The 18,592-nt window shown below is 60.7% G+C and carries 23 protein-coding genes; 2 read left to right on the top strand and 21 right to left on the bottom strand.

Features of this window, described 5'->3' with window-relative positions; translation table 11 throughout:
• Window positions 1–5 precede the first annotated feature (5 nt).
• The 3 genes from ssb to ACQR07_RS32525 form a co-directional block, all read right to left on the bottom strand.
• Window positions 6–626 carry a single-stranded DNA-binding protein gene (gene ssb, locus ACQR07_RS32535; protein WP_434906140.1) on the bottom strand — a complete coding sequence of 207 codons (621 nt, stop codon included), beginning with the start codon at window positions 624–626 and terminating at the stop codon, window positions 6–8.
• Between the two features lie 61 nt (window positions 627–687).
• On the bottom strand, window positions 688–2,199 hold the full coding sequence (locus ACQR07_RS32530) for a DnaB-like helicase C-terminal domain-containing protein (protein ID WP_434906139.1): 1,512 nt from the start codon (window positions 2,197–2,199) through the stop codon (window positions 688–690).
• 270 nt (window positions 2,200–2,469) lie between these two features.
• Window positions 2,470–3,297: a helix-turn-helix domain-containing protein gene (locus ACQR07_RS32525; RefSeq protein ID WP_434906138.1), complete on the bottom strand. Its 828-nt coding sequence runs from the start codon at window positions 3,295–3,297 to the stop codon at window positions 2,470–2,472.
• Window positions 3,298–3,424: 127 nt separating this feature from the next.
• On the opposite strand from ACQR07_RS32525, the gene ACQR07_RS32520 reads away from it, so the two are divergent.
• Window positions 3,425–4,048 carry a hypothetical protein gene (locus ACQR07_RS32520; RefSeq protein WP_434906137.1) on the top strand — a complete coding sequence of 208 codons (624 nt, stop codon included), beginning with the start codon at window positions 3,425–3,427 and terminating at the stop codon, window positions 4,046–4,048.
• 230 nt (window positions 4,049–4,278) lie between these two features.
• Window positions 4,279–5,001, top strand: a complete 723-nt coding sequence (locus ACQR07_RS32515) for a helix-turn-helix domain-containing protein (protein ID WP_434906136.1) — start codon at window positions 4,279–4,281, stop codon at window positions 4,999–5,001.
• Window position 5,002: 1 nt separating this feature from the next.
• On the opposite strand, the gene ACQR07_RS32510 is transcribed toward ACQR07_RS32515, so the two are convergent.
• The 18 genes from ACQR07_RS32510 to ACQR07_RS32425 all read right to left on the bottom strand — a co-directional run bounded on the left by ACQR07_RS32510 (window position 5,003) and on the right by ACQR07_RS32425 (window position 18,585).
• A complete protein-coding gene (locus ACQR07_RS32510) occupies window positions 5,003–5,395 on the bottom strand; it encodes a hypothetical protein (protein WP_434906135.1) in 393 nt (130 codons plus the stop codon).
• Window positions 5,392–5,655: a hypothetical protein gene (locus ACQR07_RS32505; protein ID WP_434906134.1), complete on the bottom strand. Its 264-nt coding sequence runs from the start codon at window positions 5,653–5,655 to the stop codon at window positions 5,392–5,394. Before ACQR07_RS32505 ends, ACQR07_RS32510 begins: the two co-directional genes overlap by 4 nt.
• Before the next feature lie 336 nt (window positions 5,656–5,991).
• Window positions 5,992–6,261: a hypothetical protein gene (locus ACQR07_RS32500; RefSeq protein ID WP_434906133.1), complete on the bottom strand. Its 270-nt coding sequence runs from the start codon at window positions 6,259–6,261 to the stop codon at window positions 5,992–5,994.
• Window positions 6,245–6,568: a hypothetical protein gene (locus ACQR07_RS32495; RefSeq protein WP_434906132.1), complete on the bottom strand. Its 324-nt coding sequence runs from the start codon at window positions 6,566–6,568 to the stop codon at window positions 6,245–6,247. The genes ACQR07_RS32500 and ACQR07_RS32495 overlap by 17 nt, the downstream gene beginning before the upstream one ends.
• Before the next feature lie 9 nt (window positions 6,569–6,577).
• Window positions 6,578–6,763: a hypothetical protein gene (locus tag ACQR07_RS32490; RefSeq protein WP_434906131.1), complete on the bottom strand. Its 186-nt coding sequence runs from the start codon at window positions 6,761–6,763 to the stop codon at window positions 6,578–6,580.
• Window positions 6,763–7,467 (bottom strand): hypothetical protein, encoded by a 705-nt coding sequence (locus ACQR07_RS32485; RefSeq protein ID WP_434906130.1) that lies wholly within the window; start codon window positions 7,465–7,467, stop codon window positions 6,763–6,765. Before ACQR07_RS32485 ends, ACQR07_RS32490 begins: the two co-directional genes overlap by 1 nt.
• A 244-nt stretch (window positions 7,468–7,711) precedes the next feature.
• Window positions 7,712–8,056: a hypothetical protein gene (locus tag ACQR07_RS32480; RefSeq protein ID WP_434906129.1), complete on the bottom strand. Its 345-nt coding sequence runs from the start codon at window positions 8,054–8,056 to the stop codon at window positions 7,712–7,714.
• Window positions 8,057–8,124: 68 nt separating this feature from the next.
• Entirely contained in the window at window positions 8,125–8,718 is a 594-nt protein-coding gene (locus ACQR07_RS32475) for a hypothetical protein (RefSeq protein WP_434906128.1), read from the bottom strand.
• A 247-nt stretch (window positions 8,719–8,965) separates the two neighbouring features.
• Window positions 8,966–9,361: a hypothetical protein gene (locus ACQR07_RS32470; protein ID WP_434906127.1), complete on the bottom strand. Its 396-nt coding sequence runs from the start codon at window positions 9,359–9,361 to the stop codon at window positions 8,966–8,968.
• On the bottom strand, window positions 9,358–10,968 hold the full coding sequence (locus ACQR07_RS32465; protein ID WP_434906126.1) for a UvrD-helicase domain-containing protein: 1,611 nt from the start codon (window positions 10,966–10,968) through the stop codon (window positions 9,358–9,360). Before ACQR07_RS32465 ends, ACQR07_RS32470 begins: the two co-directional genes overlap by 4 nt.
• Before the next feature lie 68 nt (window positions 10,969–11,036).
• Window positions 11,037–11,408: a hypothetical protein gene (locus ACQR07_RS32460; RefSeq protein ID WP_434906125.1), complete on the bottom strand. Its 372-nt coding sequence runs from the start codon at window positions 11,406–11,408 to the stop codon at window positions 11,037–11,039.
• 370 nt (window positions 11,409–11,778) lie between these two features.
• Window positions 11,779–12,015 (bottom strand): hypothetical protein, encoded by a 237-nt coding sequence (locus ACQR07_RS32455; protein ID WP_434906124.1) that lies wholly within the window; start codon window positions 12,013–12,015, stop codon window positions 11,779–11,781.
• Complete coding sequence (locus ACQR07_RS32450) at window positions 11,993–12,415, bottom strand: DUF7717 family protein (RefSeq protein ID WP_434906123.1); 423 nt, start codon at window positions 12,413–12,415, stop codon at window positions 11,993–11,995. Before ACQR07_RS32450 ends, ACQR07_RS32455 begins: the two co-directional genes overlap by 23 nt.
• Before the next feature lie 68 nt (window positions 12,416–12,483).
• Window positions 12,484–12,882: a hypothetical protein gene (locus ACQR07_RS32445; protein WP_434906122.1), complete on the bottom strand. Its 399-nt coding sequence runs from the start codon at window positions 12,880–12,882 to the stop codon at window positions 12,484–12,486.
• 15 nt (window positions 12,883–12,897) lie between these two features.
• Window positions 12,898–14,910: a hypothetical protein gene (locus ACQR07_RS32440; RefSeq protein ID WP_434906121.1), complete on the bottom strand. Its 2,013-nt coding sequence runs from the start codon at window positions 14,908–14,910 to the stop codon at window positions 12,898–12,900.
• Between the two features lie 8 nt (window positions 14,911–14,918).
• Window positions 14,919–15,383 carry a hypothetical protein gene (locus ACQR07_RS32435; RefSeq protein WP_434906120.1) on the bottom strand — a complete coding sequence of 155 codons (465 nt, stop codon included), beginning with the start codon at window positions 15,381–15,383 and terminating at the stop codon, window positions 14,919–14,921.
• 17 nt (window positions 15,384–15,400) lie between these two features.
• Window positions 15,401–17,539: an ATP-binding protein gene (locus ACQR07_RS32430; protein WP_434906119.1), complete on the bottom strand. Its 2,139-nt coding sequence runs from the start codon at window positions 17,537–17,539 to the stop codon at window positions 15,401–15,403.
• Between the two features lie 41 nt (window positions 17,540–17,580).
• The gene (locus tag ACQR07_RS32425; RefSeq protein WP_434906118.1) at window positions 17,581–18,585 is read right to left on the bottom strand and encodes a M28 family peptidase; all 1,005 of its coding nucleotides are present in this window, start codon (window positions 18,583–18,585) and stop codon (window positions 17,581–17,583) included.
• Window positions 18,586–18,592: the final 7 nt, after the last annotated feature.

The raw sequence follows: 18,592 nt of genomic DNA, 5'->3' as shown, positions 1-18,592 counted from the left end.
CCCGCTCAAAAGGGGATGTCGTCGTCCATGTCGTTGTTGCGCGACGAGGAGCGGCTCGACGAGCGCGAGGACCCTCTGTCATCAGCCCGACCCCGATCATCACGGGACGAAGAGCGGCTCGACGAGCGACCACCGCCGCGATCGTCACCACCGCGGTCATCATCGCGGGAGCGGCTGCGGCTGCGGCCACCCTCGTCACCACCGCGCGAGTGGCTACCGCTGTCATCGTCGCGGCTGCGCGAGCGACCACCACGATCGTCGTCGTTGCTGCGGCCACCGCCGCCATCGCCCTTGGTCGACAGCATGACCAGGTTGTTGACGACGATCTCGGTCGAGTAGCGATCCTTGCCGTCCTGGTCTTCCCACTTGCGGGTCTGGATCTTGCCCTCGACGTAAACCTTGTCGCCCTTGGACAAGTACTGCTCGACGACCTTGATCAGCTGCTCGCCCCAGACCTGGCAGTTGTGCCACTCGGTCTTCTCCTTGCGCTCGCCGTCACGGTCGCGCCAGGTCTCCGAGGTCGCGATCGAGAAGTTCGCGACGGACTTGTCGTTGTTGAGGTGCTTGACCTCGGGATCCTTGCCGAGATTGCCGACCAGGATCACCTTGTTAACCGAACCTGCCATCTATGGTCTCTCCTTTTCCAGTTTGCGCTACCATAACGTTTGCATTCATGCAAACACTTTCTCAAAAATCGAACTTGCGGAACAGGCTTGCTCGATCGTCGAACGTCAGGTCGACCGTTCCTGTCATGCCGGCGATGCGCTTCAACCGCACCTTCGGGATGATGATCTGACGTTCGTTCGGAGCCTCCGCCGCTCGCTCTGGATCGGCGTTGACGACGATGCCTAGGTCCGCCTTGTTGGCCCAGTGCGCCGAGTCCGAGATGTTGTAGAGGCCAGGCGTGACCTTCGGGTCCAGCTTGGTCGGGTGAGCGACGACGATGACGCAGACGCCGAACTGCTTTGCGAAGCGCTTCATCTGCTTGATCGCCTTTCCAACATATTCCGTCAGCGACACGCTGGGCGGACGGGTGTGCTCCAGCTCGTTCCAGGGATCGATGATCAGCAGCTTTACGCCGTCCCGGAAGACCGCGGCAGCCGCCGTGTCCAGGACGAACTTCAGGTCGATATCGCCGTCCATCGAGTCGTCGTAGTCGATGAACTGGAAGTAGCGCTGGACGAAAGCCGTCGCACGCATCTTCTCTTCCATCGACCAGTCCTCGCGAGGCTTGTCGAGAAAGGCCGTCATTAGCTCGTGCGCCAGGAACGGCTTGACGTCCTTCTCGCCCGAGAAGATCGCAACCGGCCATTTGTGCCGCTTCGCCAGCAGCACGGCGCACTGGTTGATGAAGGTCGACTTGCCGACGTTCGGGATGCCGGTGGCAACCACGAATTGGCCGGGGTAGAACTTCATGTGCTTGTCGAGGATCTCCGAGATCCCGACCTCCGCCATCGGCGGGATCTCAACCTCGGGATAGTCGCTCAGCCGAAACAGGCCCTTGACTGGCCACGGCTTGGCGTTGTCGATCAGCTCCCGTACTTTCTCGGCGCCGAGGTAAAGCTTGACCTCGTTCATGTCCTTGCAAGCGCGCTTCTTGCCTCTGCGCTTCTTGTCCGGAACGACCTCGTCCTTCGGATATTCGACCCAGAGACACTTGGCCGCGCCGAGGCGCCGCACCAGCTCCTTCGCGAGCCGGCCACCTGGTTCATCGCCATCGACTGCGATGATGTGGTGCTTGACTCGCTGCAGCGAGTCCATCAGCCGGCCCATGAACGAGAACTTGTCGTCGTCCTCGGGGTCGATATCGCGATCGTCGTCCGGAACGTGGATCAGCTTGCCGTTCTTGTCGCGAGCCGGCGGCGCTCCGTCCGGAACGGAGACGCAGGTGTCGTAGCCGGACAGCAGCACGGCGTGGCAGTCAGGCTCGCCCTCCGTCCAGATGAGCGATTCCGCGCCGGCTTCGAGCCGGTTCATAATCGCTTCGTCCCAGAAGATCTTCGCGTTGTAGAGGGTTTTGGCAGCGTTCCGTTTCTGCATGAAGCGGCGCTCGCCGTCCTGCGCCCAGCGGTACTTGCAGTTGACCTCCGTGTCGCTCTCTTCGAAGTAGGGCCAACACAGAACCTTACCGTCCGGGTCCGGAACGACGATGACCTGGTCCTGCCCATCGCGCGAGAGACTCCCGCTGTAGAGCCCCATAGCCACCGCCAGTTCGGGGCACAGGCCTCTGTCCTCCAGTCCTCTCGCGTGCTTCTCGCTTAGCATTCTCTCCGTCACTCCATGTGCAATGGTGGCAATTCCAGACGACGCCTCGATCGTCTATCTTGACGCTGAGGCATTTGATCTTCTTGTGAGCCCCCTTCCTCGTGTGCGAGCACATCGGACAGATCGCGTACTGATTGCCGAACTTCAGGGACTTGACCTTGATGCCGTGCTCGGCCAGCACCTTTCCGACATCGATCCCGGCCATCAGATCGCCACCGTGCGTCGCGCCAGAACCCGGCGATGGCGATCATCGGTGGACTCCGGCGGCAGGCCGTCCTCGTCCGACCACCGGCCATGGTTGAGCCAGGTGACCGGGTGGACGATGAACCGGCGGCGATCGGGATCACGGAGATCGCGACGCACATCTGGGCTGTTGGCATACCGGCGCATTGCTGCGATGATGACGTCGAACTCGACCTTGTCTTCCCGCTCGATGCGGGCGAGCTTGGTGAGTGCTGCGTCCTTCCCGATCTTGCGAGGAACGACCGCCCAGAACTGCTCGCGATAATCGGAAGGCCACTCCGCCGTCCGTCGCCCCTTGCGACGCGGTTCTGGTTTCGGTTCTAGTTTCGGTTCTAGTACACGGTTATTGTTGTCATCCTCGCCGACACCCCTTGTCGGCGTATTTGACAGGGGTCGTCGGGGAGGCGGACACCCCCTGTCGTCGTCGCTGACATCCCGTGTCGGCGGATTTGACACCCCCGGTGTCGGGGAATTTGACAGGGGTTCGTCGTCGTTGATGCTCTCCTCCAGGGCAGCCGGCACGTTCAGCCGGTAGACCTTCGAGCGGTATCCGCCGTTGTCGTAGTAGCGCTGGGTTGAGGAGATGAGGTCGAGGTCTTCCAACTTGGTCAGCGCCGCACAGACCGTCTGCCGGGTCAGGCACGTCTTGACGGCGATCGTGCTCTGCTTCGGATAGGTCTCGGACTTCTCGTTGGCGTAATTGGCCAGCGTGATGAGGACCAGCTTGAGGGTGGGCGTGAGATCCGCGTCGACCAGGTCGAACGCCCAGGTTAGTGCTCTGAGGCTCATGCGATGATTTCTGTTGGCTGTCGCCAGCTTGACGGCCGGCGAGGGGTGATGTATTTGCAGGAATGCAAATGCAAATGCAAGCCACGAGATGTGGTGATGCGGCAACACCGTCACCCACTAGGGACCGATGAACCCCATCCTCGTAGCCGGACTCGATCCGGCCTTCGCCAATTTCGGGGTCGCCCGAATGTGGCTCGACCTCAACACGCTGGAACTGACGCTCGATAGGTTCCGAACCATCTCGACCGAGAAGCTGGCCGGCAAAAAGAAGCTAATACGGCAAAACTCGGACGACCTGCGTCGTGCTCGGGAGCTGCATGCCGGGCTCCATGAGGAGCTGGCCGGCTGCACCGTGGCCTTTGCGGAGATCCCGTCAGGTGCCCAGGCTGCGAGAGCCTCATACGGCTTCGGAGCCGCGGTTGGCATTCTCGCTTCGATCCAGATTCCTCTCTTCCAGGTCATGCCCTTGGAGACGAAGAAGGGCAGCGTAGGAAATCCAAAGGCCGAGAAGCCGGAGATCATCTCCTGGGCCGCCCGGCACTATCCCGAGGCTTCCTGGAAGCTCTACGACCGTGACACCACGGGAAAGGGCGGCAAGATTTTGAACCGGAGAGGCGAGTTGCATCTGGACAATGAGCATGTTGCAGACGCGATCGCCATCGTACATGCAGGACTGCATTTGCAGGAGTTCAAGCAGGTGTTAGCAATGCTCAAAGTTGCCTCACCCGCACCGCAAATGTTAAGCGACTGATTTCACTTGCATTTCATGAAAAATAGTGAACAAATAGCGAACAAAAATTTCGTTGCAAACGAGCGAAACCTAGACTAGGGGAGAGGTGTTAGCATCCAAACAAACGGATGGAGCCAATATGCAAACGGACGTTTCGACCAGAAGATCACGCTCAGAAGACGATTCTGGGAGGAAGTCCCGTTCAACCCTAGTTTCATATTTCAAAGACTGATAGAAAAAGGCGCATTGCAATGACCATGGCGCTCAAAGTGGCAGCAAAGACGAAAGCACAGAGTCCGAAGCATATTGTGATCGAGTGGATCGACTACATCCTGGATCGCAAGCGATGGAATGCGACGGAGCTTGCAAGGAAGGCGGAACTCGCCCCTTCGACTTTGCTGCGCTTGCTCAACAATCCCGATCATCCATTCATCCCAACGCAGAAGACTCTTACGAAGATCGCGGAAGCTTCTGGTATCCCGATTACGAAGAAGGTCTTGGAGGCTCTCGGAGCCGAGACCGAAGAGAACGCAACGGATGTCCCGGAAGGGGTGTCAAAGCGCGCGGGGCTGCGTCCTGCACCCGGCAGGACGGCGACCGTAGAGTTCAAGCACGTCTCGGCGCTCCCAGCTTCATTGCAGGCTGCAGCTTCAAGCCGTAGGGACGGCTATGTCCCGGCTCCGCCCCAGCTCGACGGAGACGAGACGGGCTTTGCATTCCATGTGCCGGATGATTCGTTCGGTCTGTGGCTGAAGGCAGGATCGCTCTGCTACGGCACGAAGCGCCGTGACCCCGTTGCGGGTGACATGATCCTCGTGACCGGCAAGGACGGTAAGTCCAAAGTTCGTCTGCTGACGAGCATCGACGAGAAAGGTCTCGTCATGACGAAGACGATGCCGGTCGGAGATGAAGAGCGAATGGCGTTTGACGATGTCGCTGAGATCGCCATCGTCGCCGTGATCGTGCGTTTGTAAGTCAGCACTGACTTACGTCGATTGCTCCAAAGAGCGTTTCGACCCTTTCCACCATTGACCTGATGTAGCCTGAAGGGGTTGTCATCAGGTCGATGTCGAATTCTTTCCGGAACTGACGAAGCTTCGCAAGCCACTCCCTGGCATCATCTAGCTGCGCTCGATCGACTCGATCTTGCCACTCCGTTTTCTCGATCTCGAGACGGACCTTCTCGATCTCAAAGTCGAGATACTCTGCGAACTCCCGCAAATAGACTTCGAGCTTCTTAATCTCGGGCTCGATCCTGATCAGGCAGTCACAGGCCCTGCCAATGATGACTGGCAGCCGGCTCTTGAAACGCGGATTGATCTCCCTGCGAACCGGATCAGGGGGATCCTCGACAATAACAGCCTTCATTCCCTTTTTCCCTTCCTCTCCTTCTCGGCGGCGTCGTAATCGTCCTGGGTCGGACGGAACGGCGGCAGGCCACGATCAATCGCCGCCAGTGCCAAGGCAACAATCTTTGATACGCCGCGGCGCTCCTGCTTGCTGACCGCCTGAGGCGTGATGCCCAACCACTGCGCAAGTTCAGCCTGGTTGAGACCACGCGATATGCGCCACAGCTTCGTCTCCTCCCCAGTCAGAAACTTCTCGTTGTCGGGTACCTGCAATGGCATTTCCAACCTCGTTGCTGCGGTCCCGAGTGCGTCGTTGCGGAGGCCTTTGAGCCAGTACACCACGCACAAAGGAATGTTCCTACCGACATGTAGACACCGGTCCCGTCATTGTTAGAACACAAGCTGTTGCATTTGAGCAAATCTGAGGCCACGATCACGCAGCCTTCTTGACCTGGTCGGCATCCTTGATGCGAGCGAGGTTGCCTTCCTTCCACGCTGACGCGACGAGACGTACGGCGGCCGACCTGAGCATCGGCTCGGTCGCCATTAGAATCCATTTCCCGTTTTTCCGCTGCGCCACGTAGAATAACTGGGGTGATCGGAAATTAGGCTTCTTCACAGTGCCTCCAAGAAATTGGTGATGGGACCGTCGAGCTGGTCGAATGAATTGACGATGCCGCGCTCGTTGGTGTCGTCGACGGGGATCCAGACGTGGAAGACGATCCCCTGGCTTCCGGTGTAGACCTCGATGTGGTCGATGATGCCGATCGAGCCGGCCGGCATCGTGTGCTCGATGTCCTCGTGATCCGCGCCCTTGGTCTCGATCTTGAGACGCACGCGTTGCTCAGACTTGAAGCCGAACGCCTCCTTAAGCAGCGGGGCCATACTGACCCTCCAGCTCGTCTGAGAGCTTCTCGGCGCCGGCCAGGACCGTTGCCAGGCTGATCGTGTAATCGCTGATCAGGTGGTAGCGGTTGCCGTAGACCAGCCACACCCAGCCGCGCTTGCCGTCCTTGGTGAGGTACAGCCTGTCCTCGTCGGTCGAGAACATCGCCTTGAGGATCGCCTCGCGGTCGCTGCTCTGCTTCAGGGGGAAGTCGCCACCGTCCCACACGTCGATCGTGTAGCCGGCAGCAAGAGCGTCATCGACCACCTTCTCGGCGATCTGACGCTCGATCTGTTCGTTGTCCAATATCGTCTCCTATGCGAAGTCCAATTCGTCGTAACCATCCTCCGCCTCATCGTGGCGGCGATAATCTGTGGTGCGCAGGGTGGAGCGGCTGCTACCGCGCGAGGTTCTGATGAGGCTCGCGATGTCCTCCTCGCCGTCGAGCGATTCGAGCAGGCCAACAGAGCCGCGGCCGAAAAATCCCCTGTTCTTGGCCATTACGCAGCCTCCAGCACTGGTTGGAAGTTGTTGCGGCCAGGCCCGTGGACCTGGATGGTGATGTCGGCTTTGGCGTTGGACTTATGGCCGCCGCAGAGCAGGCACTGGGCGCACTGCGTGGCCTTGCCCATCTCCTTGGACGCGGGGCAGTGACCCTCACCAGCGAGCTTCGGAGCGCCCTCAGGACGTACGCGGTAGGTTCGGAATCCGAGCGCCTTGGCGAGCACCCGGCCGATCTCCGTGTCGCAGGAGGCCATGCAGAACGCCGCCAGCTCAGGCTTATCGCGCCACATGTGGGTGAAGCCGGTGACGTCATGGACCTTCGCCAGGATCGTCTCCCAGACGGCCATCGGGATTGCGCCAGGATCGCCATAGGCGCCAGCACGGACGCGCTTGCCGGCCAGCAGCTTACGGGCCTTGGCCAGCGTCACCTCGGGGTAGACGCCGCGCTGGTAGGCATCGAAGACGACGTGCGGGCCGCGCCACAGCATCACGTAGCAGGACCGTCCGACGTTCTTGCGAAGCCCGGTCTTCTCGTCCGTGACCACCTTGCCCATGTGAACGCAGCTGCCGCAGATCGCCTTGTCGGCGCCGATCTGGCTCGCCTTCAGCGGGTTCATGTCCTGGCGCAAAATGTACAACTGGCACATGCTGCCGGTTTTGCTGTTGCTGCCTCCATCCTCCAGACCGGTGGCGATGAGCATAATGGGGCTGCCGTCCACCTCGGACGGCCCCTTCCAAACGATGCATCCATTCACAGTTTCTCTCCGATTTGCATTCAAGCAAATGACGTTGCGTAGCGAAGCGACTCGGGGCCGCGCGATGCGGTGCGCAGCGCTGAGTAGCGATGCGCTGGGGCCTATGACCTAATGAAACGTTGCGTGCGGTGCCTTGCGATGCGTTGCGGTGCGCGGCGGCGCGTAGCGCTGCGCGGCGGCGCGAGATGGGTTAGATCTTGTCGTCAGGGACATCCCGGTTCGATACCGGCTTGATGGACCTGATCATGGCGTACTTTGCTGAGGCGATTGATGCCTTGGCCTGCGTCCGCTTGTCGTTTGACTTCATGGCTTCGCGAGCCTCGAATGAGCCTTTGCGAGCCGTCCGGCGGATGGTTCCGAAGCGATGTTTTCCCTCGGCCATCTCGTTGTCGGCCCGTCGCCTGAAAGAGCGCTTGGCTTCGCCCGCCATGATCGAGACGCCATCGCGAAGCACGATGTTGACCGCGCTCCGATAGCCGGATGTCTGGCTGTTGACCGGAAAGCCAACGGCTTCCGACAGGGCTGCGTAAGTCATGCTGCCGCCGAGCGGTAGTCCTCGCAGAACGGATGCGATCTTCTCTGTCTGCTCTGATGCTTTAAATCTCATGCCACATTACTCCATTCGAACTTGCTGACGGTGAACCGACCATTGCTGCCACCCTTCTCCGGGCGCCACCGACCAACACCCTGGCACCGGCCGGCGGCAGTCATGACGCGCTCGAACACTTCTTCCGGAAGCTCCGGGTCCGTGATGAGAACGTTGACCACTCCGGACCAGGTGGGCAGGATCGGGAATATCCGAAACACGCGCTTTCCACTGCCTCGGATGCCGTCAGCGTTGGCGTGGATACGGATCGATTCAACATCGTTGGCGTGAACACCTAGCTCAACATCGCCTTCGACCAGAACGCCGGTTGTGAACAGCTTCGAATAAGTTGCGTTGCCCTTTCCAGGGATCTTGCCGCCAACCATCTTGGCTGCGCCGTCGATCGCTTGCTTGAAGCCGCCCCGAGGGATGACGACCATACCGTTAGCGTCTGTGGTGAGCTTGTGGCGCCAAGTGCGCCTGTCATAGTCGTCGTGCGTTTCGTTTGCGAGCTTCTCCTCCTCGTGGGCACGAGAGGCTGAGTACGGTGACACGCTTTCGATGTGGACTGCGCACGAACGAAGTGCTGTTTCTACGGTCTTTTTAGCCATGGTCGTTTTCCGTTGATTGGCGGTGAAGTCGTTGCGTCGAGTTGCATAGAGTTGCGTAGCGACACCTTGTGTTGCCGCGCGATGGTCAACTATGACCTAATGAAACGTTGCGTTGCGGTGCGACTCGTGGCGAAGCGATGCGCCGCGTGGCGTCGAGCCGCGAAGAAAGTACCTCCTAATGAAACGTTGCGTTGCAGGGCGAAGCGTGGCGGTGCGGCGAGTAGCGTAGCGCGGCCGTGCCTCGTTGTTATGCACACCTGAGGGTAGGACGAAGGGGGTGCGCGAGGGCCATATCCTCCTCCACGCGCTTGAGCTGCGCCATCAGGACGCGGATGTGCTTCTGCTTCCTGGCGATGAAGGACTCGATGGCCTCTTCCTGGGTAGGACAGGCCCACCGCTTGGTTGCCGTCAGCAGCACGAAGCGACCGCTGATCCACGCCCCTTTTGGGGTACGCCTGGTGATGGCGTACCAGGTCATCTGCAGCTCTGGTTCCGTGACGCCGTACCTGTCGGCGTCAGCGTCGATGACGTAGGAGTAGCGCTGAGCCTCGCAGCGCCACAGAACCTGCATGTTGGTCCCGGACGGATATCCGAACGGATAGACGACCTTCGGAGGCTTCAGGAAGACAGCATGATTGCTCATGCTGCCTTCTCCTTTTCCGCAGGCTGCTGGTTATCGTTGACCGGCTTGACTTTGGGCAGAGGCGGCATCAGGTCGATCAGCTCGTCCATGGCGCGTGTGGCGGCCACGTACTGCAGGTTGACCTCTTGCTCCCTTTCCCAGGGCATGCTGGCGTACTTGGACGGACAGGTGCCGAACCGATCCAGCCAGTAGACCCGCTTCCATTCCCGGCCCTTGGACCGGTGGATGGTCGCCAGCGTCAGGATGCCCTCGACGTTGTCGGCGAAGATGTTGTCGATATAGGCGACGACCGCGGTGATGCTGTCGTGCTTGTCCTCACGGCAAGCATCCATGATGACCTTGAGGGTTTCGAACTTGTCCTCGGCCTCCTGGACCTTCGACATCTTCTTCTTCGGCAGCCAGCGCTCCTTCTCCTTCTCCAGCCAGTCCTCCAGCTTGTCCTCCAGCTCGGGGATGGTGTTGATGGACTTCCATCGGGTCGCCAGCTTCTTCAGCTGCTCGCCGATGTCGCGGCCCTCGATCCGGCACGGCACCTTCTCCCGGATCAGAGCGAAGGCTGCGTTGACGAGTGGCCTGGTGTTGCGGCACAGGATCGCCGATTCACCGTTCAGCCGGTCGCGCTGCTGGATCATCTGCTCGAAGGTTTCGAGGCTGATCCTGCCTTCCGGAGCGCTCGGGTGAGCCTGGATGTGGTTGACCCAGGTCTGGGCGAACTTGACCACCGTCTTCGGGCACCGATAGGTGACCGTGAGCGGCATCTCCTTCGCGCCAAACTCCTGCTTGATGATGTCGAGGCTGTCGTTGTCGGCTCCGGTGAAGCCGAAGATGGCCTGGTGCGGATCGCCGACCGCGAACAGCCGGCCGGTGTTCGGCTTCATCAGCGCGCGTGCCAGCAACCGGCGCACCGTGTTGGTGTCCTGCGCCTCATCGATGATGACCGTGTCGTACTGCCACATCTTGACCCGGTAGAGCAGGGCCAGGTAGATCATGTCGTTGAAGTCGATGACCTGCGGATTGCTGTTCGACTCGTTCAGAACCTCGATCGCCAGCTCGATCAGGTCGTCGGCCTTCTTCTCCAAAGCCTCTTCATCGAACAGGTCGAAGTGCTCGGCGAGATCCTCCCAGACTGAGGTGTCCTCGATATCGCCACAGCCAGGGATGCCAATGCCTGACTGCTTGGCAAGGCCAACGAGCTGGACCACGACGCCGACATGCGGGGCGAGCGATGCATCGATCCGGTTGGTGTCGATCCATCCGGCCGTGATCCGGCCGACCTTCTCCTCATCAATCCGCACGCCGGAGAAGCGACGGTCCTTCCGGAGATTCCGGAGCGCGATCGCATGGCAGGTCGAGGCCTCGGCCTTCTTCCAGTCGATGCCCAGCTTCTGGAGCTTATCCTTCAGCTCTGCAGCGATCTTCTTGCCGAACGCCAGGATGACGCTGCTGCCGCGCATGCGGCTAACCGTGTGGACGATCGTGGTGGACTTGCCGGCGCCGGCCACGGCGATCAGAACGATTGAGCTAGTCCCGTTCCAGGCCTCATCCTGAAAGGCGGCCTGCTGTGGCGACGGAACGTAGATTGCGGGCGCTGCCGCGGTGCTGGACATTTGTTCCTCGTCTGGTTGGGTGCGAACACGTTAGCATTGATTCGCATTCATGCAAATAAAAAAGCAAATCAAGCGGCGGTTTTCTGCTCAAGGCGCTCCTGCTCGCGGAGCACCTTCAGCGCGGCGACGATGCGCTGAGCATTCTCCTCGCTCCGCGGCTTGGCGATGACCTTGCGGTCCTCGAAGATGATCCAGCAGTTGTCGTAGATGTCATGGATCGCGAACACGTCGCCATGTTCGGCGAAGAAGGCTGCTTTGCCCTCCGGCGTTACGTGATGGGTCTGTACCATCGTGTAGCAGTGCTGGTCGATGAAGCCCTTCTTGATCAGGCTCTTGCACGAGGCGATGTGACCCTCACGCAGGTACAGCGTCTCGCTGGCGGACTGCGCAATGGCCCGCGCCATGATGCGCTTCTGCAGGTCAGTGAACGTCTTGCTCACAGGAAAACCCTCCCGATGAATGGACGGCGAGCGAAGATGTCTCCCATCTGGCCGTAGGTGGTGAAGGACAGGTGGACTCCGAGCAGCTTTAGCTTGCGGCAGAACGCGAAGTCGCAGGCCTCCGGGTAGAGGCGCTTGTTCGGTGACAACGAGCTGGCAATCAGCTTTTCGCCGCAGTCGTGAAACTCCGGCTTTCCGCTATCGCCAATGTAGATGGCGTGGTGCAGCCAGCCCTCATATTGGTAGACATGCCACGTTTGGCGATCGGTGTTGTATCCGTAGCAGGGTGCGCGCCGGTCCGCCGATGGGTCCGATCATGACAGGCTGCTGGCTTATCGTTCGAAGCGTGTTGAGCTGGTCCTCGGTCATGTCAGTCTTCGTCCGTAAGCTCTTTGCCGCAATCGTGGCAGCGATAGCCTTCACCTTCATAGGGCGGATGGTCATCGTCGTAGCCGAAGCAGTTGCCCCGGCCGTCCGGGCCGTCGCCGAGGTTGCCGTAGCGCTCTTCGGCCTCATCGCTGTCGGGCGCGCAGTTGCCGCAAAAGTCGATCGGGTCGCTGCAGGATGTGTAAATTCGCATCGGATCACCGGAGGTATGCAGGGCCATACGGACCCATCTTGGCCAGACCGTTGTGCTCGTCGAAGATGTTGCCGCGTGCGTGCTTGGCCGGCTTGGACCAACTCTCGGCCTTGAGAACATCGCCTGTCGACTTGTCGACGAAGCAGTGGACGCCGGTACCCTGGATGATCTTCCAGCGCTTGTTCACCTCCACGATGTGCCAGGTATAGGGCGGGATCGACGAATAGTTCGCTGCGCGGTGTTCCTCGGAGATCCGCTGGCAGCCCTGGTAGAAGATGTCGAGCGCCTCGCGGAAGGTTGCGCGGGTAAGGTGCCCCTTGCCGTCGCAGCTCCAGTCCGTCACCTGGCCATCCCTGACCATGCAGCCGGTGTAGAAGCCGGGCGATTCCACCGCGGCGCAAAGGGTGCATTTTGCCGTCTCGGGCATCGAAGTTCTCCCGTGTGTTTGCATTCAAGCAAGTGGGCGGACAGCCGAAGCCATCCGCCCGAGGCCGGTTACAGGCTTTCGGCTAGCGCCCGCAGCTCATCGACCGACTTGCCCTTGAGCGAGTCGTCCTCTTTCTCGGCGATCAGCTGCAGCAGGCGCTGCTTCTTGGTCGCGTTGTCGCGGGCTGCCACCGCCGCGGCGTTCTCGTCCTGCTTGGTCTCGATGATGAAGCGCAGGATGTCGAAGCGTAGCTGGTCGGTCTGGTCGATCTCCTTCGTCGGCTGCTTGACGAACGACAGGCCAGACACCTTGTCGAGACGGCCCTTCGCCTCCAGGGCGATGTCGGCGAGGTTCAGCTTGCGATCGCTGGAGATCGGCAGATCCCAGAGATCCTCGGCCGCCAGCGGACCCTTCGAGGTGTCGAAGCGGAGCTTGATCCGCGACGCTTTCAAGAACAAATCAGACATTCCATTCTCCTTCCGTTAGAACATGACCTTGACGGTCCGGGTGAAATTGCCCTTCACTTTGGCCAGGATCTCGTTGCGCTGGGTGCTGGAGAATCCGAGGCCGCTGATCTGGTCGACCGACTCGGCGGTCTTCATCTTCGAGCCGACGATCTCGATGACCTTGCGATGCTTGCTCAACTCGTCCCGGAGGAACTCGTTGTAGAAGCCGCGCGCCTGTCCGTCGTTCAGGCAGCCTTCGAGCATGAAGAAGTAGTGCTTGTTGCCGACGCCGTGCCCGTCCCAGTGGTTCGGAGACAGCATCATCAGGTTGACAGGGTGGAAGTCCTGGGTGGCGATGTTCCACACCGTCTTGGTTGCCTGCGTCGATGGCAGGACGGAGCCGATCACGATGCCCTTGGCGCGGGAATAGCGCAGCTTGGCAACCGTGATCTTCTCCTTGTGGCGGACCGCCTTGGGATAGGCGAACCGCGTCACCTGGCCGAGCCAGTCGATCTCGACCTCGAAGCCGACGTCTGTCGTCTCGCGCCTGTTGAAGTTCTCCACGATCAGCTCATAGACGCCCTCCTTCATGGTCGACTGCGAGCTGTAGAAGATATTTTCGACCGCACTCCGGGTGTGCCCAGCGCCGGCATTCATGTCGACGTCCAGCATGCCGCCGCAGCGGGACCGCATGCCCTTGTTGCCGAAATAGATCTCGTGGCCGTCCGGCTCTCGCATATGGAAGTCGAGATCGTCATAGTTGTACCAGGCGAGGCGGCAGCACAGGTCGCCGCTGACGTTGCCGCCGGCCTGCTTGACGCGCTCGCGGACGCCGTCCGCCATGTCGCCGTTGTAGGACCAGGAGAAGTTGTTGTCCCACTTGAACAGCCGCGCCGCGCCCGGGTCCACCGGAGCGATCAGGCTGACCAGGTTCGAGATGTGCCGGTTCTCGAACATCACCTCGATCGAGTCGGCCTTCGGAACCACCTGCGAGATGAACTGCTCGATCGGCAGCTCCTCGACCTTGTCGAACTTCCTGGCCGTCGACTTCACCGGGATGGAGTCGAACACGTCGCCTTCGAGAACCTTGCGGGTGGCGCGGTTGGCGAAGATGATGTTGTTGACGGTGATGTCGGACTGGCGGGCGTAGCGGCGCTCCAGGGCGCCGGTCAGCCCCAGCTCGGTGATCGTGGCCTTGGCCTTCTCGATCATGGCCTTGGTCACGAGGGCGGTCGGCCGCTTGTAATTGGCCGGGGCCACCATGGCTTCGAACTTGCGGACCGCGCCCTCCATGTCCATGCCCTCGGACAGGTTGATGAGCAGGGTGCCGATCGAGGTGTTCTTGATGCCGGTCACAGAGCCCGGATTGGACTTCGCAGCGAGCCAGACGAACGGGTCGCGCCCTGCTGCCGGCAGGCGCTCGAACGCCACCTTGGCCTTCCTGAAGGCCTCCACGGCGAACTTGTGCTCCTGGCCGCGGTAGAGGGAGTTTTGGCCGATCAGCTCCAGGACCGTGTCGATCGAATCCATGGAGATGCTGGTCAGGGAACTCTGGAACACGTCGTGGGCCGAGCGAACCTCGGCGCGCTTGGTGGCGAGCATCTCACCGCGCATGACGCGGCCGGCCGGCAGGTGCAGGTGGAAGTGCTCCCAGGTCTGTACCTTGCCGAGCACATCCTCGAAGTTCTTGTCGGTGCCGACCGAAGCCTCGTAATGGAAAAACTCGTCCGCGATCGCCCGGGACTTCACGAGCTGCGACATCGCATCGGCGACCGTCTGGTAAGCCGGATCGGAGACCTTGCCGTCCCAGATCGAGATCAGCTTGCCGTCGACGATGGCGACCACGTTTCCGACCGCACGGATGAACTGACGGCAGCAGCTGCAGTCGTGCTCGGTGCGCTCGCGGAACATGGGGTTGGTGCCGGCCGGGAAGCTGCCAAGGTAGGCGTCCCACAGCTCGTCCTTCTCCACCGCGGTGCAGAACAGCTGGTCATCACGCATCTTCTTGAACTGCGCCGAGACGGCGTGCTTGAACAGGGAGAAGTCCATGTGGTTTCTCATTCCTTGATGATCTCGATGATGGAGGTGTTGGCGACGAAGCCGAAGAAATCCTCGTCGCTCTCGACGTAGACGCGCTTGTCGGCGTCGGCATTGTCGACGTCGCCGACCGTGTAGATGCCATCAGGCGCATCGGGATCGCCCTGGACGCGAACCCGGTCTCCCGGGCTCACGAGCAGGACTTTCATTGCATCCGGAGCCGCCTGAGCCTTTTGCTCCCACGCCTCCGAAAGCTTTTCGCCGTTGAGGAACAGCCCATCCTCATTGAGGACGGCTGCTCCATCGGTGGCCGCTTCGACCGCCACCCGAACGTCGGCGAGACAAACGAGCTTGTCTGCGTCGGCCTCACCAGCCTGCAGCAACTCCTTGACCTCGCCGAACCTCGGGTGGTCCATCGCCAGGACCCACGGCCGGCCCTGAGCGATGAACGTGATCGAAGTATCAGTGATGATGCTCGGGATCATGACGGTTTCCGTTGGTTTCAGGCCGCCTCGTCGAGGTCATCGTCGAGGTCGAGGTCTTCTTCGTCCTCAGCAACGATGACCTTCTCCTCCTTGGCCGGCACGAGCTCCGCGAACTCCTGGCTGTCAACCAGGAGGCCGAGATAGTGCGTCAGCTGTCGGTAGGTTTCGTTGTCGAAGCTGTAGTAGCCGGCGCGATTAACGATCGTCCTGAGCAACGGGTACTTGCGGCCCAGAGCGGCGTACTCCATCTCGACCACGACCACGGGATCATCCGCCTTCTTCACCTCGACGGAGACGCCGAGCTTCTTGAGGGCACCGTGGGCGATGTCGGATGGCGTGGTCTCCCGGCTGCCGCGGCGGGACAGGCTGGATTGGACCTGGTACAGCTTGAGCCAGAAGGCGCGCACATCGTCCGGCATCCGCTCGATCTGGCGGCTCTTGGCCCAGACCGAGAGGTTGTTTTCGAGCGAGGTGCGATTGTCCTTCTCGGTCAGGTGCTCCGGATCGACCTTCGACTTCAGGTCGGAGACGATATCCAGCTCCGACCAGTTGTCCGGCGTCACCGTGTCCTGTCCCTTGATCAGGAATACCTGACCAACTTCCAGGATGCCGAGCCGCACGCAGTCTGCGACGACGCTGTCGAGGTCGTAGAGGCTGATCGAGCGACCGTTGACATAGAACCAGCTGTCGTGGCGCCGGCGCCGGCCGTAGCCCCCAGTCGACTCTTCGATGTACTCACCACCATCGGCCAGATCGACGTCCTGCGTCATCTTGTGCAGGCCGCTTGCGCTGACCACCAGGGTGCGGCGCTTGCGGACCGTCTTACCGCGACGCTTCTCGACCGGGACCTTGAAGCTGTCGAGATCGACAAGGTTCTCGGGATTGCCGAGGCGAGCCAGCGTGGCATCGCGATTGATGCGCTTGCAGCGGACCCAGAGCACCTTCTTGCCGACCAACTCGGCCATCATGAAGCGGCTGAGCGAGTAGTTCGGATTGTGCTCGATGACGATCGTGGCGTCCGCAGCCCAAGACGAGCGAACCTCGACGTCCTCGAACTTGTCGAACGTCCGCCAGTCGTTGCCCAGCTTCGCCGTCTTGAAATCGTGCTTCAAGATGTGCTGGTGGAGCCGGCGACCATTCCACTCGATCTGGTTGCGCAGCGCCTCCAGCCTGGTCATGCCCAGCTCTTCCTGCTCGGTCTCGAATACCTGGCAGGCCTCGAACAGCGTCTTGGCCGCACTCACCTTCCGGCGGACCTGGTTGATGAAGTTCTGCTCGAAGGACGCAACCAGGCCCTTCAGCGTGGCTTTGGTATTCTCGTCGTAGGCCAGCTCCTCGCGAGACAGAGTGACCTTCAGCGAGCCGATCGGCGCGTCGAACAGCACAGTGTCGTCGTGATGCAGGAATCCGGTAGTCTCGATCTGGCGGAGATCGACCGGATACATGACGCAGCCCATGCGGACCTGCGGACCGTAGAACGGCACCGTCTCGTCCTTGTACCAGGTCCAGCCTTCGCCGGATGACGACACCTCGGCCTCATTCCAGTGCGGTGCCGGGGTGATCCTGGGGCGCGGATTGAACGACCAGAGGATCTGATGGGCGCGGGTGTTGAAGGCGTGGATGTCCTCGCGGCGGACCGGGAACGACACGTCAAGGCCTGACGGCTCGTCGGACGGAACCTCGGCGAGCATACGCAGCACCGGGAAACCGCCGGCAGCCAGCGACATCACGTAGGCACGCATCATGCCGCCCGTGTAGGAGACGACGTTGTAGGAGCCAGCGCCGTTCTCACCGATCAGGTAGGCAAAGGGCGAGAAGCGGCCGAGGCCCCAGCCTCCAACGTCGTTGTTGCTCTCACGCTTGGTCGACGCATACATCTTGGCGTAGACCTCCTGCATCTGCTCAGGCGTCATGCCCGGACCGAAGTCGCGGACGCGGAACACCGGGTTCAGGCCGGTCGGCAGATGGACCTCGTAATTGCCGCGTGAGGCATCCCATGCGTTGGTCGAGATCTCGCGGATCGGATAGCCGATCTTGTCCTTCGCCAGGCCCGACATCTGGGCGTAGAAGGCGACCGCGTTCATGTCGAACGTGACCTTTATCTCCGACTGTACACCGGACGCGACGTCGACGTGGTCCTGCATTCCAAGCTTCATGGCGTGGTCTTTCCGTTATCAGTGGTGATGGTGTGGATTGATCAGGAGGCGATCTTCGAGCCGAAGCCGAAGTCGTTGTCGTCATCGAACAGGTCAGAGATCGAGAGATTGCCGCCTTGATCGATGTTGGGCTTCTGGTTCTGGCACTCGATGATCGTGTTCACCTCCTTGAAGGTGAGACCGACCTCATCCTGCAGGAAGCGAGCGATTGGACCCGGGTTGTGATAGACCAGGTCGTAGACCGTTGATGGCCGCTTGCGCCGGTAGCTGGACAGCTTGCCCAGGATTGAGCTGGGCAGCTCGGGCTTCTTCGGATCGCGCTCGACCACGAACTTGCTCTGGTCTATTTTGACCATGTAGTCGCGCAGCTTGATCAGATGAGCGACATCCTGCTTCTCTTCCGGATGATGCTCGCTGTAGTAGCCGACCGACAGGTTGCTGCATTCCGGCACCAGGTTCATGTACTTCTTGGTGTCCGTCAGGAAACCTGTCGGGTCGAGCTTGTAGCCTTCGGGCAGCTGGGCTGCGATCGACTTTCCGAACGTATCCGAACAGCACCGCGCTCCCTGGTGAGTGATCACCGATTCCGTCCGGCGACGATCGAACGCCACCGCCACCTGGATGCCATCCAGGAACTCCGGCGTCTTCTCGGCGATCGCGCCGGAGCCGATGCATCCGATCTCCTCGGCCGCATGGAACATGTAGAGACCAGGTACCTTGGCCTTGATCATCTCCATCATGATCCACACGCCCGCGGCACAATCGGCTCCGAGGCAGTTCGACTTCGATTTTTCCGGCAGGCGGAGGAACTTGCCGTCGTACTGCACCTTCTGGTAGCCGGTCCGATTGTGGACGCTGTCGGTGTGCGACGACCACAGGACAGTCGACCTCTCCTCACCGATGATGAGGAAGTGGTTGTCGAACTGGTCCTTCTTGACGCCGAGCGGCAGAAGGAAGCGTTCGATGAACTCCGCTTCCGTCTGCGAGCCGGCCGGACGCCGGAAGGTGAGCATCGCTTGGATGGTCTCGAGGTCTTTGTTGCTCATTGCTCTT

This window comes from Bradyrhizobium sp. HKCCYLS20291, from assembly GCF_051167715.1.
GTDB lineage: Bacteria > Pseudomonadota > Alphaproteobacteria > Rhizobiales > Xanthobacteraceae > Bradyrhizobium.
This window is presented reverse-complemented; position numbering and strand designations above follow the sequence as displayed.

Bases quoted from the DNA above. Each gene is read 5' to 3' on its own strand.
- ACQR07_RS32510 (WP_434906135.1), bottom strand. From the start codon at position 5,395: ATGAAGGCTGTTATTGTCGAGGATCCCCCTGATCCGGTTCGCAGGGAG.
- ACQR07_RS32515 (WP_434906136.1), top strand. From the start codon at position 4,279: ATGACCATGGCGCTCAAAGTGGCAGCAAAGACGAAAGCACAGAGTCCG.
- ACQR07_RS32435 (WP_434906120.1), bottom strand. From the start codon at position 15,383: ATGATCCCGAGCATCATCACTGATACTTCGATCACGTTCATCGCTCAG.
- ACQR07_RS32475 (WP_434906128.1), bottom strand. From the start codon at position 8,718: ATGGCTAAAAAGACCGTAGAAACAGCACTTCGTTCGTGCGCAGTCCAC.
- ACQR07_RS32440 (WP_434906121.1), bottom strand. From the start codon at position 14,910: ATGGACTTCTCCCTGTTCAAGCACGCCGTCTCGGCGCAGTTCAAGAAG.
- ACQR07_RS32530 (WP_434906139.1), bottom strand. From the start codon at position 2,199: ATGGGGCTCTACAGCGGGAGTCTCTCGCGCGATGGGCAGGACCAGGTC.
- ACQR07_RS32430 (WP_434906119.1), bottom strand. From the start codon at position 17,539: ATGAAGCTTGGAATGCAGGACCACGTCGACGTCGCGTCCGGTGTACAG.
- ACQR07_RS32485 (WP_434906130.1), bottom strand. From the start codon at position 7,467: ATGCTCATCGCCACCGGTCTGGAGGATGGAGGCAGCAACAGCAAAACC.
- ssb (WP_434906140.1), bottom strand. From the start codon at position 626: ATGGCAGGTTCGGTTAACAAGGTGATCCTGGTCGGCAATCTCGGCAAG.
- ACQR07_RS32525 (WP_434906138.1), bottom strand. From the start codon at position 3,297: ATGAGCCTCAGAGCACTAACCTGGGCGTTCGACCTGGTCGACGCGGAT.
- ACQR07_RS32445 (WP_434906122.1), bottom strand. From the start codon at position 12,882: ATGTCTGATTTGTTCTTGAAAGCGTCGCGGATCAAGCTCCGCTTCGAC.
- ACQR07_RS32505 (WP_434906134.1), bottom strand. From the start codon at position 5,655: ATGCCATTGCAGGTACCCGACAACGAGAAGTTTCTGACTGGGGAGGAG.
- ACQR07_RS32465 (WP_434906126.1), bottom strand. From the start codon at position 10,968: ATGTCCAGCACCGCGGCAGCGCCCGCAATCTACGTTCCGTCGCCACAG.
- ACQR07_RS32480 (WP_434906129.1), bottom strand. From the start codon at position 8,056: ATGACTTACGCAGCCCTGTCGGAAGCCGTTGGCTTTCCGGTCAACAGC.
- ACQR07_RS32490 (WP_434906131.1), bottom strand. From the start codon at position 6,763: ATGGCCAAGAACAGGGGATTTTTCGGCCGCGGCTCTGTTGGCCTGCTC.
- ACQR07_RS32450 (WP_434906123.1), bottom strand. From the start codon at position 12,415: ATGCCCGAGACGGCAAAATGCACCCTTTGCGCCGCGGTGGAATCGCCC.
- ACQR07_RS32470 (WP_434906127.1), bottom strand. From the start codon at position 9,361: ATGAGCAATCATGCTGTCTTCCTGAAGCCTCCGAAGGTCGTCTATCCG.
- ACQR07_RS32425 (WP_434906118.1), bottom strand. From the start codon at position 18,585: ATGAGCAACAAAGACCTCGAGACCATCCAAGCGATGCTCACCTTCCGG.
- ACQR07_RS32455 (WP_434906124.1), bottom strand. From the start codon at position 12,015: ATGGCCCTGCATACCTCCGGTGATCCGATGCGAATTTACACATCCTGC.
- ACQR07_RS32520 (WP_434906137.1), top strand. From the start codon at position 3,425: ATGAACCCCATCCTCGTAGCCGGACTCGATCCGGCCTTCGCCAATTTC.
- ACQR07_RS32500 (WP_434906133.1), bottom strand. From the start codon at position 6,261: ATGGCCCCGCTGCTTAAGGAGGCGTTCGGCTTCAAGTCTGAGCAACGC.